This window comes from Acinetobacter sp. ANC_7654 (genome assembly GCF_056779855.1).
In genome coordinates this window covers 61,258-78,344 of record NZ_JBWYIR010000001.1, presented here as the reverse complement: position 1 = coordinate 78,344, position 17,087 = coordinate 61,258, and the positions used below count along the sequence as shown (strand labels likewise).

The 17,087-nt window shown below is 38.3% G+C and carries 18 protein-coding genes; 13 read left to right on the top strand and 5 right to left on the bottom strand.

The annotated features are described in order from the left end of the window. Window positions 1-114: 114 nt before the first annotated feature. The 8 genes from AC1M86_RS00395 to gltS all read left to right on the top strand — a co-directional run bounded on the left by AC1M86_RS00395 (window position 115) and on the right by gltS (window position 8,651). On the top strand, window positions 115-549 hold the full coding sequence (locus tag AC1M86_RS00395; protein WP_481595461.1) for an I78 family peptidase inhibitor: 435 nt from the start codon (window positions 115-117) through the stop codon (window positions 547-549). Window positions 550-622: 73 nt separating this feature from the next. Continuing rightward, on the top strand, window positions 623-1,000 hold the full coding sequence (locus tag AC1M86_RS00390; RefSeq protein ID WP_180027655.1) for a hypothetical protein: 378 nt from the start codon (window positions 623-625) through the stop codon (window positions 998-1,000). A gap of 142 nt (window positions 1,001-1,142) precedes the next feature. Then, window positions 1,143-1,412, top strand: a complete 270-nt coding sequence (locus tag AC1M86_RS00385) for a hypothetical protein (RefSeq protein ID WP_035267100.1) — start codon at window positions 1,143-1,145, stop codon at window positions 1,410-1,412. A gap of 290 nt (window positions 1,413-1,702) precedes the next feature. Continuing rightward, window positions 1,703-4,342, top strand: a complete 2,640-nt coding sequence (locus AC1M86_RS00380; RefSeq protein ID WP_481595459.1) for a bifunctional aconitate hydratase 2/2-methylisocitrate dehydratase — start codon at window positions 1,703-1,705, stop codon at window positions 4,340-4,342. A gap of 121 nt (window positions 4,343-4,463) precedes the next feature. Next, the gene (locus tag AC1M86_RS00375; protein ID WP_481606989.1) at window positions 4,464-6,581 is read left to right on the top strand and encodes a hypothetical protein; all 2,118 of its coding nucleotides are present in this window, start codon (window positions 4,464-4,466) and stop codon (window positions 6,579-6,581) included. After that, window positions 6,574-6,840 (top strand): hypothetical protein, encoded by a 267-nt coding sequence (locus AC1M86_RS00370; protein ID WP_481606988.1) that lies wholly within the window; start codon window positions 6,574-6,576, stop codon window positions 6,838-6,840. The genes AC1M86_RS00375 and AC1M86_RS00370 overlap by 8 nt, the downstream gene beginning before the upstream one ends. A 219-nt stretch (window positions 6,841-7,059) precedes the next feature. Beyond that, window positions 7,060-7,305: a hypothetical protein gene (locus AC1M86_RS00365; RefSeq protein WP_481606987.1), complete on the top strand. Its 246-nt coding sequence runs from the start codon at window positions 7,060-7,062 to the stop codon at window positions 7,303-7,305. Between the two features lie 122 nt (window positions 7,306-7,427). Next, a complete protein-coding gene (gene gltS / locus AC1M86_RS00360; protein ID WP_481587009.1) occupies window positions 7,428-8,651 on the top strand; it encodes a sodium/glutamate symporter in 1,224 nt (407 codons plus the stop codon). 49 nt (window positions 8,652-8,700) lie between these two features. Here gltS and AC1M86_RS00355 read toward each other — a convergent pair whose 3' ends face one another. Then, window positions 8,701-9,552 (bottom strand): alpha/beta hydrolase family protein, encoded by an 852-nt coding sequence (locus AC1M86_RS00355; RefSeq protein WP_481606986.1) that lies wholly within the window; start codon window positions 9,550-9,552, stop codon window positions 8,701-8,703. A 120-nt stretch (window positions 9,553-9,672) separates the two neighbouring features. Beyond that, window positions 9,673-10,125 carry a DUF441 domain-containing protein gene (locus AC1M86_RS00350; RefSeq protein WP_092766204.1) on the bottom strand — a complete coding sequence of 151 codons (453 nt, stop codon included), beginning with the start codon at window positions 10,123-10,125 and terminating at the stop codon, window positions 9,673-9,675. A gap of 123 nt (window positions 10,126-10,248) precedes the next feature. Between AC1M86_RS00350 and AC1M86_RS00345 the strand changes: the two genes are divergently transcribed. Further along, the gene (locus tag AC1M86_RS00345; protein ID WP_481596916.1) at window positions 10,249-10,971 is read left to right on the top strand and encodes a pseudouridine synthase; all 723 of its coding nucleotides are present in this window, start codon (window positions 10,249-10,251) and stop codon (window positions 10,969-10,971) included. A 56-nt stretch (window positions 10,972-11,027) separates the two neighbouring features. Here AC1M86_RS00345 and AC1M86_RS00340 read toward each other — a convergent pair whose 3' ends face one another. The 3 genes from AC1M86_RS00340 to AC1M86_RS00330 all read right to left on the bottom strand — a co-directional run bounded on the left by AC1M86_RS00340 (window position 11,028) and on the right by AC1M86_RS00330 (window position 12,925). After that, the gene (locus tag AC1M86_RS00340) at window positions 11,028-11,471 is read right to left on the bottom strand and encodes a GNAT family N-acetyltransferase (protein ID WP_035264628.1); all 444 of its coding nucleotides are present in this window, start codon (window positions 11,469-11,471) and stop codon (window positions 11,028-11,030) included. Between the two features lie 121 nt (window positions 11,472-11,592). Beyond that, window positions 11,593-11,895, bottom strand: coding sequence for a type II toxin-antitoxin system RelB/DinJ family antitoxin (locus AC1M86_RS00335; protein ID WP_481606985.1), 303 nt, complete (start codon window positions 11,893-11,895; stop codon window positions 11,593-11,595). Between the two features lie 106 nt (window positions 11,896-12,001). Beyond that, a complete protein-coding gene (locus tag AC1M86_RS00330) occupies window positions 12,002-12,925 on the bottom strand; it encodes an RluA family pseudouridine synthase (RefSeq protein WP_481606984.1) in 924 nt (307 codons plus the stop codon). A 116-nt stretch (window positions 12,926-13,041) separates the two neighbouring features. On the opposite strand from AC1M86_RS00330, the gene tsaE reads away from it, so the two are divergent. The 4 genes from tsaE (at window position 13,042) to hfq (ending at window position 17,023) form a co-directional block, all read left to right on the top strand. Further along, the gene (gene tsaE, locus AC1M86_RS00325) at window positions 13,042-13,509 is read left to right on the top strand and encodes a tRNA (adenosine(37)-N6)-threonylcarbamoyltransferase complex ATPase subunit type 1 TsaE (RefSeq protein WP_481606983.1); all 468 of its coding nucleotides are present in this window, start codon (window positions 13,042-13,044) and stop codon (window positions 13,507-13,509) included. Between the two features lie 8 nt (window positions 13,510-13,517). Beyond that, window positions 13,518-15,470 carry a DNA mismatch repair endonuclease MutL gene (mutL, locus tag AC1M86_RS00320; protein ID WP_481606982.1) on the top strand — a complete coding sequence of 651 codons (1,953 nt, stop codon included), beginning with the start codon at window positions 13,518-13,520 and terminating at the stop codon, window positions 15,468-15,470. Window positions 15,471-15,476: 6 nt separating this feature from the next. Beyond that, on the top strand, window positions 15,477-16,421 hold the full coding sequence (gene miaA / locus AC1M86_RS00315) for a tRNA (adenosine(37)-N6)-dimethylallyltransferase MiaA (protein ID WP_481606981.1): 945 nt from the start codon (window positions 15,477-15,479) through the stop codon (window positions 16,419-16,421). 89 nt (window positions 16,422-16,510) lie between these two features. Then, entirely contained in the window at window positions 16,511-17,023 is a 513-nt protein-coding gene (gene hfq / locus AC1M86_RS00310) for an RNA chaperone Hfq (RefSeq protein WP_035264611.1), read from the top strand. Window positions 17,024-17,087: the final 64 nt, after the last annotated feature.

Here is a 17,087-nt window from a genome sequence, read left to right as displayed (position 1 = left end):
TAAAAGGGCTTTAATCGAAGCCCTTTTTAATTCACTGTATAAACCGAAATTAAATTTAAGCCCTATTGTTAAAATGCTAGACTTAAAATTTATCGGACAAGAAAGCATTAAAAAATGAAAACAATTGCAATATTCATCGCGATGATAGCGGCAACACTCATGGCGGGCTGTCAAACCACTCAAACTGAGCAACTTACTCCAAAAATTGGAATGGCTAATCCTGCAAGCAAATTTTGTGTTCAACAAGGTGGAAAATTAGAAATACGCGATGAGGCAAATGGTCAAGTGGGTTATTGCCAGTTGCCAGATGGCGTTGTAGTAGAAGAATGGGAGTTATTTAGACATCATCAAAATATTTGCAAACCTGAAGAAGCGAAAAAATTAGTCGGTATGCATAATCTTGATGATCAACAGATTTTGAATAAAACCAAAGCCAAAATTATTCGCCGTGTCGGACCAAATGATCTGGTTACTATGGATTATCGAAATGATCGTATTACAGTAACCGTGGATGATCAGAATAAAATTATTCGCTCAAGCTGTGGCTAATGAACGAGAAATGTCATTACACGATTTCCTATTCGGTTTAACTCGATTATCATAGCCGCAACAGGAGAGATGTATGAACAAATTCGTGATTCTGGGTGCTGTACTTGGTTCAGCCGTTTTGCTCAGTGCTTGTGAAGAAAAAAAGCCACTAACCCCTGAAGAAGTCTGGCATGGTTACTGTACCAGTATTGGTAATGCTGCACGCTCTATTTTGCTAGACCGTCAAAATGGTATCGAGAAAACTGCGGCGGTCGAACATGCTTCTAAACTGACCGATCCGACGACGAAGAAATTCGTAGATGCTCAAATTGAGAAGGTCTATGCTTATCCTGCGAATCAATTAGAATTGGATCGTGATGCATTAATGGCTAAATTCAAAAAAGAAGCAACGGATGAGTGTTTAGCCACTCCTTACGATAAAGATAATCTGCCTGACTACAAACAGTTTTAAGGCGCTACAAAAAGATTGATCATAAAAAAGAGGGAAGCGTAAGTTTCCCTTTTTTTGTTGAAATTAATTACAAATTTTAATTAGCATTAAAATAGAAAAGCTTATATAAAAATAAGATAAATAAAACAAAAGGAGCGGAACAATGGAAGTGGTCGCATACCTGAATAATGCCGATCTTCTGCTTGAAGATGCCAATGGTGTTGCTGTAATTAATGGCAGCCATTACGTCCTAAGTCTAGGGGATCGAGTCTATCTTAAAAATATGATCAATGAACATGCCAAAATTTATCAGGTACACATTAGTTTTGCCTGTGCCGAACACCGCATGCTACATGATGATGAAATTCTGGTCAGATTCGAAGGAACACGAGAAAGTCTGCAACAATATTTAGATCGCACGACTGTCCACTAAGGTTGAATAGTCAAAAAAGGATTTAAAAGGCAACATCTTGTTGCCTTTTATTTATTTCAGATCCGTAAAAGCTTCATGTTAATGTCAGAATTGTTCGATAAAACAACATATTGAGCAATGAGTAATCAGAAGAGAGATCATTTAGTAAGAAAATAATGGTCATCACAAAGAAACACTCTTCTTGCATTAACTTTTAACCGGAATTTTAGTAAAATTTAGCAGTCCATATTATTTGCAGGCTTTATAAGCAGGATATTGCAAGTAATTTTTTAAAGAAGAGGAATAACACCGTGCTAGAAGCTTACCGCCAACACGTTGAAGAACGTGCCGCACTCGGAGTCCCACCGAAGCCACTTGATGACGCTCAAACAGCTGCATTAGTTGAATTATTAAAAAATCCACCAGCTGGCGAAGAAGCATTCTTAGTTGATTTGCTTGAAAACCGTGTTCCAGCAGGTGTTGACCAAGCTGCTTATGTAAAAGCTGCTTTCTTGGCTGCTTTGGCGAAAGGTGAAGCGACTTCTCCATTAGTTTCTAAAGAGCGTGCGGTTTACTTACTAGGTACTATGCTTGGTGGTTACAACGTTGCTCCTTTAGTAGAATTATTAGAAGACGCAGCGCTTGGTGCTTTAGCTGCTGAAGCGCTTAAGAAAACACTTCTTGTTTTCGATGCGTTCCATGACGTTGCTGATAAAGCAAAAGCAGGTAACGAAAACGCGAAAGCTGTTCTTCAATCTTGGGCTGACGCTGAATGGTTCACTAGCCGTAAAGACGTTCCAGAAGAAATCAAACTTACAGTTTTCAAAGTTACTGGCGAAACTAACACTGACGACTTGTCACCTGCGCAAGACGCTTGGAGCCGTCCAGACATTCCGTTACACGCGAATGCAATGCTTAAAAACGTACGTGATGGTATTAACCCAGAAGTTCCTGGTGAAGTTGGTCCATTAAGCCAAATCAAAGAATTAATCGCGAAAGGCAACCAAGTTGCTTACGTGGGTGACGTTGTTGGTACAGGTTCTTCTCGTAAATCTGCAACTAACTCTGTACTTTGGTTCTTTGGTGACGAAATCGCTCACATTCCGAACAAGAAAGAAGGCGGTTACTGCTTAGGTTCTAAGATTGCTCCGATTTTCTTCAACACTATGGAAGACGCTGGTGCGTTACCAGTTGAAATCGACGTTGCTAACATGAACATGGGTGACGAAATCACGTTGAAGATTGACAAAGCGACTGCAAAAGTTACAGCGTTCAAAGATGGCGCTCAAATTGCTGAAGCTGAGTTAAAAACTCCAGTACTTCTAGACGAAGTACGTGCGGGTGGTCGTATTAACTTGATCATTGGTCGTGGCTTGACTACTAAAGCACGTGAAGAACTGGGTCTTCCTGCTTCTGACTTGTTCCGTACTCCAGTTCAACCAGCTGCAACTGGCAAAGGCTTCACGCTTGCTCAGAAGATGGTTGGTCGTGCTTGTGGTCTTCCAGAAGGTCAAGGTGTACTTCCAGGTACTTACTGCGAACCTAAGATGACAACTGTTGGTTCTCAAGATACAACAGGTCCAATGACGCGTGACGAATTGAAAGACTTAGCTTGCTTAGGTTTCTCTGCTGACCTCGTAATGCAATCTTTCTGTCATACTGCTGCGTATCCAAAACCAGTTGACGTTCAAATGCAACACACGCTTCCTGATTTCATCATGAACCGTGGTGGTGTTTCTTTACGTCCAGGTGACGGTATTATCCACTCTTGGTTAAACCGTATGCTTCTTCCAGATACAGTTGGTACTGGTGGTGACTCACATACACGTTTCCCAATCGGTATTTCTTTCCCAGCGGGTTCTGGTCTTGTAGCGTTCGCTGCAGCAACTGGTGTTATGCCACTTGATATGCCTGAATCAGTTCTTGTGAAGTTCAAAGGTAAAATGCAACCTGGTATCACTTTACGTGACCTAGTACATGCGATTCCTTACTACGCAATTAAAGAAGGTGACTTAACTGTAGAGAAGAAAGGTAAGAAAAACATCTTCTCTGGTCGTATTTTAGAGATCGACTTATCAGAAATGGAAACTGACTTAACTGTTGAACAAGCGTTCGAACTTTCTGATGCTTCTGCTGAACGTTCTGCTGCTGGTTGTGCGATCACACTTTCTGAAGAGAAAGTTGCTGAATACCTTCGTTCAAACATCACGATGTTGAAGTGGATGATCTCTGAAGGTTATGGCGATGCTCGTACTATGGCGCGCCGTGTTGAGAACATGGAAAAATGGTTAGCTAATCCATCACTTCTTAAAGCTGATGCTGACGCTGAATACACGAAAGTGTATGAAATCGACCTTGCTGACATCAAAGAACCTATCCTTTGCTGCCCGAACGATCCAGATGATGCAAAACTTCTTTCTGACGTTCAAGGCGACAAAATTGATGAAGTATTCATCGGTTCTTGTATGACTAACATCGGTCACTTCCGTGCAGCTGGTAAACTTTTAGACAAAGTACCTGGTGGTTCTTTATCTACTCGTCTTTGGTTAGCTCCTCCAACTCGTATGGACGAACGCCAATTGATGGAAGAAGGTTTCTACAATACTTATGGTAAAGCTGGCGCGCGTACAGAAATGCCAGGTTGTTCATTATGTATGGGTAACCAAGCACGTGTAGCTCCAAATACAACTGTTGTATCTACTTCTACGCGTAACTTCCCGAACCGTTTAGGTCAAGGTGCAAACGTTTACTTGGCTTCTGCTGAGCTTGCATCTGTTGCTGCGGTACTTGGTAAGTTGCCAACTCCTGAAGAATACCAACAGTATGCTGCTCAAATCGACAGCATGTCTGCGGATATCTACAAGTACTTGAACTTCGATCAAATGAACGACTATACAGACGCTGCTAAAGACGTTGATACGAAGAAAATTGCTGCTGCTCAATTGTCTTAATGAGCTAGGGTAAAGAAAAGCCGAAAGGCTTTTCCCTAGCGCAAGAGTAAATCTATGATTTGCTTGAAAATTAAGCGTTAAGCAATATAAGATAAGGGCTGATTTATCAGCCCTTATTTTTATGCAAAATTATTATGAAAATAAATTCGATGCTTTGTTTTTGAATTTTGGTCCAGAACTAGCAAAAGAAAAAATTGTACAAGAACTTTTGTATAAAAGTTCACAACCCAAACATGGAGTTTTTAAAAATAAATTTGATATGTTCTGGCAATCAAGTTTTATTAAATTACTCACTGTTGATGATATAAAAAGTCAAAATTATATTCTCGCATTAAGTCAATATATTCGTTTAAATTCGATTGATAAAAATATTTGTCTAAATTATTTAAAACTTGATGTTCAAAGTTTTATTTTGGCAGTACGTTATTCAGGGATAATACTTCATTCTGCTCATTATTCATGGTGTCTACTAAGGGAAATTGAACAAGAATTTACAAATGAAACCCTTACTAGTTTTTTTCAGACTGTAGAGTATTTACAATCACAATATACGCATCGATTAGAAATTTATGATGATATTAAGAATAGGCTGAATATCGGTCAAATTACAGCTATGGCTTTTGGCAGTTTATATGCTTATGAGTATTTGATTCCAAATCAAGATTACTTTGATTATTTGCCTTATCAATTTGATAGAAATGAAAATAATTCGGCACAAACAGTGTGGAAAGCTTTTGATGAAATTGTTAAAACATCAAAGAAAAATACTAAAAAATTATCTGAAGAGTCAATTGCTTTAGCATTAAAAAATAAACTTATGCCTTTGTTGATTGAAGACGGGATGACACCACAGCTTCTACAGCAATATGAATTATATAAAAAACTTGTGGCAATAAAAGTTGAGATTATTAACTACCAAAGAAATGTACTTGAGTCATTTTGTTTTGACGAAGATGTAAATTATAAATTCAAAAATTGTGAACTAATTTATACAAATGCAAAAAAAGATAAAGATGTTTGGTTTAAAAAACACTCTTTATTATTAAATTATTGGCTAAGTATAGGTACTAAAAAACTTTTAAACTCAGATGTTGTGTATAGCATTATAAATACTGGTGAGAATTTAGAAGCTAATGCAATTGCTTTATCAAAAGCATTTGGTATCCAAGAACAATTAGATCAGGTCTATGGGATTGTAGACTTCAGTATTAACAATCAAAAACTTGATGCGTATGAAACCATGATTACCATGACTTTATCGCAAGCCCATTATTTAAAAGATCATATTGAAAAATTTATAAGTTTTTTACCTCATTCTCAAAGTAATTTGCAAGCCTTAATGCGACTCACTATGCATGGTTTTATGATCGGTGAAAATAGAATGCCTTTCACATTTGCTAGGCAAGAAGACAAGATTAAAAGAATGTCATCTTGGATAAAAGGTAGTTCAAATTCTGTCAAAAAAAAGAAAATGGAACAAATCTTGAATTTTTGGACTTGTGACTTGTACAGTGAAGATGATTATTCCACATTTCAACAAAAACCATTTTACAAAATTGATGATTTTGTTTTTCAATTTCCATGGCTAACTGCATTTCAAAATGTAAATTCGATGATGATTAATTATGTGCGCAAGCTACATAAAAATCGTTTGGAGCTTAAAAATGAAACAGATAAGATTGAATTAAACTTAGCTGAGAAATTTAAGAATGTTGGATTTAAGGTAATTTGCCAATATCAACCTCTAGATAGAGAAGTTGGCGAAATTGATCTAATCGCAATATATGAAAATTTTGTCATTGTTGCAGAAGTAAAATCAACTTATATTAAAAGTAGTATTCAAGAAATCTATGAATATCGAAACTTCACGTTAAATAAAGCAGCTTATCAACTATCTAAAAAAGTGACCTACATTAGAAATGAATTTTTGAAGCAATATTTTGAAAATTTAGATGATGTAAAAATTCATTCTTGGATTATAGATACAACATTAGAATTTGATCACCAATATTTTGAAAATCATTTAAAAATATCTATGGATGAAATCATTATATCTTTAAATGGAAAGGCTGATTTTATGAACTCCTTCATAGATGATTCATTTGATCTAGAGAAAGAAGCGAATCCTGTTGATGTTGTACAGTTTATTGATGATATTGAGAATGATAGATTTTGGAAAAATCAACTTGGGAATTATGATAATTATATGAATAGTATGCTGAGTAAATTGAATGTTTAAACACCCCCGCTTCCTCTGTATCGGTGGCTTCCTCAACGGAACACAAATTAAAGACCAAGGCGACAGCTTTGTTTGTATGACCAACGGAAAGAATGAAACTTATACGAAGAAGGTCATTTTCCATCAAGAAGCATGGGATCATGACTACTACGTGTTTGAAAACATCACCGACCAACAAGCCAAAGAGTGGGTGTTTCAAAAATATGGAGAAACCGTCATCTACCGAAAAAGAAAGCCCATGAAAAAGCCCCGTAATTAAAAAATTAACGGGGCTAGTCGTACCACTCACGTGATACTCATATAAGGCTCATCTCATACTGCCTGCATTAAAACACATTCACATAGATTCGTCATGCTGAATCGAATATAAATTCAAATCGACTACTGCGAAAATCTTACAACCACGTAACCATAAATAAAACAGACAGCAATAATCTAGAAAGGTGAAATAAATAGAATAAGCAAAAATGAAAACACCATGAATATAATGAAAAGCATACTCACATTAAGTTTAATCAGTCTATCGCTCATTGCATGTTCAAGCGTGGAGATTAAAAATACTGATTCAGAAGAAGACGCACGTTATCAGAAATATAAAGATGAAACAGTAAACATGTCTGAATACGATAAACAGCGCTATTATAATCAGCATCACCTAGGTGTAGTCGAGCCAGATCGAGTTCGCGAATCAATTCGAGAACAAAGAAGAAAACAATCGCAATAAACCAACAGTACAGTACAAATAAATGTACTGCCTGTAAATCATTGAAAAATTACATTTCAATAGCTGAATAAAGCATAATTCTTTGTGAAAATTGATTAAAATTAAAACATTAGGGAAATACAATGAATTTTGAAGTTGATGCCTTTGGCACCATCGTGATTGCCGTATTTTTTCTATTTATTGGGCGCTATCTAGTCAACCGAGTCCAATTCTTTAAAAACTACAATTTACCTGAACCTGTGATTGGCGGTTTGGTCGCAGCAATTACAGCATTCATCTTATTTAAATTCTTTAATATCAGTGCCACATTTGATGCGCAAATTCAAAGCATTTTAATGCTGATGTTCTTTACCTCTGTGGGCTTAGGTGCAGATTTTGTTAAATTAAAAGATGGTGGTAAAGCCCTATTTATATTTTTGTTCTGTGTGATCGGATTTGTGATCGTTCAAAATATTGTTGGGGTGAGTTTAGCGACGGTATTAGGTTTAGATCCGCTCATCGGTTTAATTGTAGGTTCAATCACCTTAACGGGTGGTCATGGCACGGCAGGTGCATGGGGCCAAGTGCTTGAAACCCAGCATGGCATTCAAGGTGCTATTGTATTGGGTATGGCAAGTGCGACCTTTGGTCTGATCATTGGTGGTATCGTTGGTGGTCCAGTTGCTAAATTTTTAATTAAACGTCATCAACTGGCTAACAAAATTGACAATGATCAAAACGAATCACAATTGGATGATCAGTTAAAATCTGCACCATTTGAATATCCAAAAAAGACACGATTAATTACTGCGAGTAATGCTGTGTCGACCCTTGGTATGTTTGCACTTTGTATATTCACGGCAAACTTAATGACAGATTTTAGTCAAGGTAAATGGTTTGAGCTTCCAACCTTTGTTTGGGCGCTAGGTTCAGGTGTGATTTTGAGAAATCTGCTTGAACATGTATTCAAAGTAAATATCTTTGATCGTGCGATTGACGTGTTTGGAAATGCATCGTTATCGCTCTATTTATCTATGGCATTGTTATCACTACAACTGTGGTTATTAGCAGATTTGGCAGGTCCGTTAGTCACGATTCTGATTGTGCAAATGCTGGTATTGATTTTATACACTGCTTTTGTGACATTTAAGGTGATGGGGAGCAACTATGATGCTGCAGTTTTATCAGCAGGTCATTGTGGTTTTGGTATGGGTGCGACGCCAACGGCTATTGCCAATATTCAAGCAGTAACCAATACCTATGGTCCTTCACATAAAGCATTCTTACTCATTCCACTGACAGGTGCTTTTTTCATTGATATTGTAAATGCGATAGTGATCCAGCTTTCCATTGGTATATTGGGATAGAGCAAGTTTAAAAAACCGCCTTTAAGGCGGTTTTTTTACTTATGGAGAGTTAAATATGCAGTTGAGATTCGATCATCGGCCAAATATTTTGATGCGACTGTTTGAACATCATCATGTGTCCGATCGCTTTATGTCCAAGCTCTTTAGGTTTGAGTTCGATCGCTTCAGTAGGTGCATTAGGATACAAACGAAGTAAATCCTGAACATTTGCTTCGGTTGCAATCTCATCATCACTTGCCCAAATGGCCGTGACAGGAATTCGTATCTCTTTGTGATAATCTTGATCTAGGGTAACCGTTTTGCCAATCGCATTAATAACATAGCCTGGTTGACTGCAAAATTGAGCCCAGTCACGTGCAACATCTTTCGGTAGATTTTCCCCCATACCAATGGCTTGGGTAGGGCCGTAACCGAGCATCATACGTGCGAGAGGAAAAATACCTTTAAACATCACAGGGGCAAGTAGTTTCGTACGACCTTTGAGCCCTTTTACATGCCCAGTCGAACCTGCAATTGCAACGACTTTTGCAACTTTATTATGATTTGGGGTAATCCCAATGAGTTGTCCGCCGGCGCTGTGACCAATAAGAATAACTTGCTTGGCATGGGTAAGTTGTAAGAGTTGATCAATCGCAGCGGGAATATCTAACTGTCCCCATTGCACAATACTTGCTTTGGATTGCTTCAATGGGCCATAAAGAGAAGCACCAATACCACTAAAATCAAACACCATTACGGCATAGCCTTGTTGGTTAAGCCATTCGCAAAATCGATGATAAAACTTTTGAGTAATTCCAGTGGCAGGGCACACCAAGACGGGAAGACGCTTTGAATGCTCGGCAGGAAAAAAGGTAGCAGCGAGTTCGTATTGATCCTGACGAATAATTTTAATTTTTTGCATAATTTAAACTGTCCATGTATCCGTAATCAAAATACTTTACTGCAGTTCTAAAAGATCAAACCAACAAATAATGACTGTTGCGTTTGTGAAATGACTGTTCAGTCGTGAAAGCAACCTGTTTCAAGAAGTGCCAATAATAATGGAAAGTATTCCTGCTGCAATTAAAGGTCCAACAGGGACGCCACGTAAAATAGCCACACCTGCTACAGTACCAATCAGAAGTCCAGCGACAATATTTGGCTGATTCGCCATAAGCGTTACGCCACGACCACCTAACCATGCCACCAGTAACCCGATTCCAATAGCTAAAATTGAGTTTAAGCTCAAGAATGATTTGAGGATATCTTTACCCGGAATGGTGCCACTGGCAATTGGCGTGAGTACGCCAATGGTGAGGATAATAATGCCGATATTTAAACCATGCTGTTGAAGCAATGGAAAATACTCGTTTAAAGGGGTGATACGAAAAACAATAAGTACTGCGACTGCAATTGTGACAGCTGTATTTTGACTGAATATTCCACATGCCAATAAAATGATTAGAACGATTAAATTGAGGTCTAATTGAGACATAAAGAAGATCCAGTGCTTATCAGGACAGTACTTGAAAGTTATAATAGTTTAACTGATTTAAAGTCTGCATTCAGATGGCATCCTTTAAATTTCAACGAATATTGTAAGTAATGGAAGTGATTCATGGTTCTGGAAAAAATGTTACAGTCTCAAGGCTTTGGATCACGAAAATATTGTCAACAATTAATTAAAGCTGGTGCAGTGGTCATTGATGGTACTGTGATCACGGACCCGAAATATAAACTGAAGCTTCAAGGTCTTAGCTTCCACGTGTATAACGATGAATATACTTATCGTGAAAAAGTTTATATAGCACTCAATAAACCTGTAGGCTATGAATGCTCGCATCAAGCGACGCATCACTTCAGCGTGTTTGAATTAATCGATGACATATTGTTGCAAAGGGGAGTGCAAACAGTCGGACGTTTAGATCAAGACACGACTGGTATATTGTTACTTACAGATGATGGACAATTTCTGCAAGCGCTGACTCATCCTAAAAAACATGTTCCTAAAGTTTATCAAATGCATACAGCAGATCCAGTCACTGAGCAGCAAATCATTCAATTGGGTCAAGGTGTAGAGCTTCGCAATGAAACAGGATTGTTTCAAGCAACAGACATTCAACTCATAAGCGAACAACACCTACAATTTACAGTGCATCAAGGTGTTTATCATCAAGTTAAACGTATGGTTGCTGCTGTGGGAAATCGTGTTGAATCATTGCATCGACTGCAAATTGGACAATTAAAATTAGATCAGCTTGCTGAAGGTGAATATTGCTATCTCACTGAACAGCAAATACTCGCCGCAAAAAATCAAAGTCCAGATGCTCAACTCCTTTAGATTTAAATCATGAATGCTAAAGACTCTATTCTCAAGACGATATGTTGTGTAATGCCTTAGGATAGAAAGCAATGATAGGTTTGGAATTCATTGTCTTTGACGAAGCCCATCTTTTCGTAAAGTTGGTGAGATTGAAAGTTACTTCGTTGTGTCTCTAATGAAATTCGACTGGCTTTTTCGGATTGTGCAAACAAAATTGCAGTGTCAATGAGTTGTTTGGCTGAACCTTGTCTTCTATAAATTGGAGTGACATATACATCATCTAGAATGTAGTAGCTTGAACAAGCATGGGATGAAAAGCCTAAATAAAGAATCACGAAGCCAGTGATTACATCATTTTTGATGTGAATAAAAATAACACTTTGTTGGTTTTCGAATCGCTGTTTTAGAAAATCATAGGATTGTTGAATATTGGATGATGCACCATAAAACTGTCGGTATTCATCAAAAAGTACAGCGAGTTGATTGAGATCTTCTGTTGTGGCTTTCCGTACTATCACTGTTAAGCTCTCCTCAGATCATTATTTTTAATGTTGTTATGATTAAGAGCTAAACATATTTGCGCAGAGTGCTGTAAATTAAATTGTTTAAAAATACGACAAAGTTAACTTATGTCAAAAATTAATCTTTATCGCTTTCACCCAAAAGTGCATTCAATTCTGCAAAAAAATCGTCGTCATCTAAACTCGAAGTTGTAGTGTTGGAATCTTGATGTTCTTGCTTAAGCTTTTTAAGTTTCAACAATTGATCCATGTTGATCGTTTGATTTTCGATTGCAAAAGGAATGGACTTTGTCAGTACAACTTGTTTGAAAAATAAACGCACTGCTTGCGCTGGTGTAATCCCCAATTGCTTAAAAACTGCAAAGGCTTGTTTTTTTTCTTGTGAGTCAAGTCGGACTTGATAAACTTCTGTTTTTCTCATGAATTAAAACCAAACGACTCTAAATTTAAGTGCTTATTTTAATCTAAGTAAATGTAATTTCAATGTCTGAACGTGAAAATTATATAAATTTGTCATTACAATGAATCTACAATGTCAGTGTTTGCGTGCTTTTAAAGTGCATTTCAATATTTAATATCGGATCAATAAATTGAAGCTCATCAGCAAGTAATTGCAACGGAGCACTGAAATCATCCTCAGCTTTATGCGCGATTACCGGATAAAAAGGATCATGTTTGATTGGAATGTTGAGCGCATTGAGGTGAACGCGGAGTTGATGTTGCTTACCGGTCAGTGGTTTCAAAATATATCGTCCCCACTGTGAATTGTGTTCTATCAGGTCAATTTCAGTGACAGAATTGGTGACGCCTTCACATACTTTCATTATATAAAATGGATTTCCCTTTTCCATGCGCAATTCGACTGTTTGTGGAAAGACTAAATCTTTTGAGTAAGGTGCGATGGCTTGATATGTTTTGGATACCTTTCGATCTGCAAAAAGTTGTTGATAGACTCCGCGACTTTCGACTTTTTTTGAAAATAAAACAACACCTGCTGTTTCGCGGTCTAAACGATGAATCGGTGTGAGATGAGGATTATCAGTGAACTGCTTTAATCTCACCAATAAGGTTTCTTGAACATATTGACCTGTCGGACTCATGGTTAAAAAATGAGGTTTATCCACCACGAGCAGATCATCGTTTTCGTATAAAATTTTTTCCTTAAACGGAACATGAATTTCGTTTGCTAAAAAACGATAATAAAAAATATGAGAATTAGGTTGATACGCCGAGTTGATGGAAAGTTTGTTGCCATCTGCATTATAAATAAGACCATCTTGAAAACGTTGTTGCCACTCCAGTGCGTCTATATGAGAAAAGGCTTGAATGAGAAAATCATAAATCGTAATTGGGGAGATTTGTAGATTTGGAAGAAATACTTTGCTGGCTGTTACACCATTGATCATCGGTGGCGTAAAACTTGGGGCACTTTCTGAATTTGATTTTGGCATAACAAGACAACAGAATAAAAAAATGATCAGATGAATGAGTTTTTGAACAAGTCTAGATAGGCACTGTTCAGGAGCATGCTATTATACCTCTTCAACAGATGTCTAATGTGATCCAGATGCAATATTCTTTTCAACTCAACTTAAATGATGAAGCAGATACTCAAAAATTAGCTGCATGTTTAGGGCAGTGTATTGAAAAGGGTATCATATACCTCATTGGAGATTTGGGTGCGGGTAAAACCACCCTGACGCGTTATTGGCTACAAAATTTAGGTCATCGTGGTGCGGTTAAAAGCCCGACTTATACACTGGTTGAACCCTATAAAATCAATCAGCAGGATGTCTTTCATTTTGATTTGTACCGTTTGAATGATCCTTATGAACTTGAGTTGATGGGTATTCGTGATTATCTGGATATTGCTGATGCGCTATTCTTGTTTGAATGGCCCTCTAAAGGTGGTGACGAAATTCCAAATGCAGATGTTATCTTGAATATTGAGAAATCTGATGATGAATCAGTACGTCATGTCACGATTTCTTCAAATGATGAAGCTTTACTCGCAAAATTAAAGACACAGTTTTAAATAATTCTATGGCGCATGATCTTAGCTTGAATCGAATTCAAACCTTATCTCCTGCATTAGCAAACCAAATTGCTGCGGGAGAGGTAATTGAACGTCCTGCATCAGTGGTGAAGGAACTTCTAGAAAACTCCATTGATGCAGGTGCGACTGAATTAATCATTCGAGTCGAACAAGGCGGTAGTACGCTGATTGAGATTATCGATAATGGCAAAGGAATTCATCCTGAGGATCTTCCGCTTGCGGTCATGCGTCATGCGACCAGTAAAATTCAAACTGCTGAAGATTTACATGCAATTGTGAGCTTAGGTTTTCGCGGAGAAGCCTTGGCTTCCATTGCTGCTGTTTCGCGCTTGACCTTGACCAGTAGTCGTGATGATTCAGGAATTGGTTATCAGGTCGAAGTAAACGGCACGGCCTTTGATCATCAAGAGATTCAAGCTGTTGCTACTCAGCAAGGCACACACATACGTGTACAAGATTTATTTTTTAATGTGCCAGCAAGACGAAAGTTTTTAAAAAAGCCAAATACGGAATTTGGTCACATTGAAGAAATCGTACGGCGCTTAGCCTTAACGCATTTCGATATTCGGATTGTGCTGGAACATAATGGTGCTATTCGTTTAAATTTGCCTGTCGCAGACAGTGGTCAACTCAGATTTCAACGTGTACAGCAGCTTTTAGGTCGACAATTTACGGAAAATGCGTATTGGATCGATGCTGATAGTGTCAATATGCGCTTATCAGGATGGTTAGGTCATCCTTCTGATGCTCGAGCACAAAGTGATTTGCAGTATGTGTACGTGAATGGTCGTATCGTAAAAGATAAAACAATCTCTCATGCTTTGCGAATGGCCTATGATGGCATCTTGCATGGGCATCAACATGCAGCTTATTTGTTGTTCTTAGAAGTTGATCCTGAATTTATTGATGTGAATGTGCATCCGACTAAACATGAAATTCGATTTTTGAATCAACGTGAAGTACACGAATTTGTACGTCATTTTGCCAAAGATACTTTGTCGCAATTTCAAACTGCGACTGCGGATTTAGCCCAGGCTTTAAAGCTTGATCAAGATGTCATCGCACCATCAGTACAGTTACCACGTTATCAAGAGCAATTTAATCTGCATCAAAATGCTCCAGCATCGTCCCCTATGTCCCAGACGTTGCAGGAATCGAGTCATGCGGGGTATTTAACAGATTTTAGTGTTAAACAGCCTCAGTCAGTTCAATATAGTGCGCCGAGCCAGCCTTATTCAAATTCTAATATCAGTAATGCACTCAAGTCTTATTTGGCACCTTTGAAAGAAACGTCATCTAATTTTGAAGTTCCTCATGATGCTGAGATGGAATCAACATCGTCTAGAGTTGATGAATTCCCCTTGGGGATTGCAATTGCACAACTTCATGGAATTTATATTCTGGCGCAAAATTCTGAAGGTTTGATCATTGTGGATATGCATGCTGCGCATGAGCGAATCTTGTTGCAGCAAATGAAATCTGCTTGGAATAAACCTGAATTTTGGACATCACAGCAGTTGCTGATTCCAAAAGTGATTTCAATTACACGCATGCAAGCCACGCGTATCGAAGACCTTAAGCCTCAGTTGGCGCGGCTTGGTTTAGAAATTGATCAATATGGCGATGAGCAAGTGATAGTGCGAGGTGTGCCTGCTATTTTGCACAAAGCTGATTTTAATGCATTAATCCCAGAACTTTTGAATGATCTTGATCCCAATGATGAGGCCAGTGCTTTACAACAAAAAAGAGACCATATCTTGGCAGGGATGGCATGTCATGGCGCAGTGCGTGCGCATCGAATGTTAAGTATTTCTGAAATGAATGCACTGTTGAGGCAGATGGAACAAACTGAGTTTGCAAGTCAATGTAATCATGGACGACCGACTTGGAGAGCTTTTCCACTTAGTCAATTAGATAAATTATTTGCTCGAGGAGAGTAATTGTACATGTCAAATCAAATGCCAGTCATCAACTTAATGGGGCCGACTGCGAGTGGGAAAACTGCTTTGGCATGCGAGCTATATGAGCGCGGTAATTTTGAAATTGTTTCAGTGGATTCTGCGTTAATCTATAAGGACATGGATATCGGTTCGGCAAAGCCATCAAAAGAAGAGCAGGAACGATATCCACATCACTTGATTGATATTATTACACCGCTCGAGGTTTATTCGGCAGCTCAATTCGTTGAAGATGCATCGCTGCTGATTGATGAAATACATTCACGCGGTAAGACCCCAATTTTGGTGGGTGGGACGATGTTGTACTACAAAGCACTGTTGGAAGGCTTGGCAACGAATCTCCCTAATGCTGATGAAAAGGTACGTCAACAAATTGAAAATGAAGCCATGGCATTGGGTTGGGAGAGCGTCTACGAAGAGTTAAAACGTGTCGATCCTATGGCAGGTGAGAAGTTTAAAGTGAGTGATCGTCAGCGCATTATACGTGCGCTAGAGGTCTATCGTCTGACAGGTCGACCTATCACTGAGCTTCAAGCTGAACAGCCTAAAAAACAGCCATATCGTTACAATTTTCATAATTATGCGCTATTACCTGATCGTGTAGAATTACACAAAAGAATTGAACTGCGCCTAAAAATAATGTGGGATATCGGTTTTTTAAATGAGGTGGAGTATCTGATTGAAAAATACGATTTAAACGATAATTTGCCATCGGCGAGATCTGTTGGATATCGCCAAGCTTTAGATTTTCTTAAAAATAGTGATAGAAGTCTCAAATCTAAGCAAGATATGGAAGGCAAGTGTTTGTTTGCAACACGACAACTTGCTAAACGTCAATACACTTGGTTACGTTCTTTGCAAGAAGCGCACAGTTTTCAAACTTTTTTGACGATAAAGCAAGCTCAAGAAGACTTGCGAAACTTATATGGATAAAGCAAAATTTACTCACTATCTTTTTTATAAATTTTAATTGAAAAATAAAGATAGTTTTTTTGCGCTGATTTTATTTTTTGGAGTATAACATGTCTAAAGGTCAAACTTTACAAGATCCGTTCTTAAACTCTCTCCGTAAGGAACGTATTCCAGTTTCAATCTTTTTAGTCAACGGTATTAAATTACAAGGTCATATCGAATCATTTGACCAATACGTTGTATTATTAAAAAACACGGTAAGCCAAATGGTTTACAAACACGCTATTTCAACAGTTGTACCTGCACGTAATCCACGTCCTGCTGGTGCTCCTGCAGGCGCTCCTGCTGGTGCTCAAGGCGGCTTCGGTGGTCAACAAGGTGGCTTCGGTGGTCAAGGTGGCTTCGGTGGTCAAGGCGGCTTCGGTGGTCAAGGTGGCTTTGGCGGTCAAGGTGGCTTTGGCGGTCAAGGTGGCTTCGGTGGCGGTCAAGGTTTTGGCGGTCAAGGTGGCTTCGGTGGTCAAGGTGGCTTCGGTGGTCAAGGTGGCTTTGGTGCGACTTCTACACCAAACTTTGATGGCGAAACAAAATTTGATGATGCTCAAGAAGACGATAACAATCGTTAATTTTTGAGTAATCAAAAAGGCACCTGATGAAGGTGCCTTTTTTTATATGAACAGCCTAAAAATT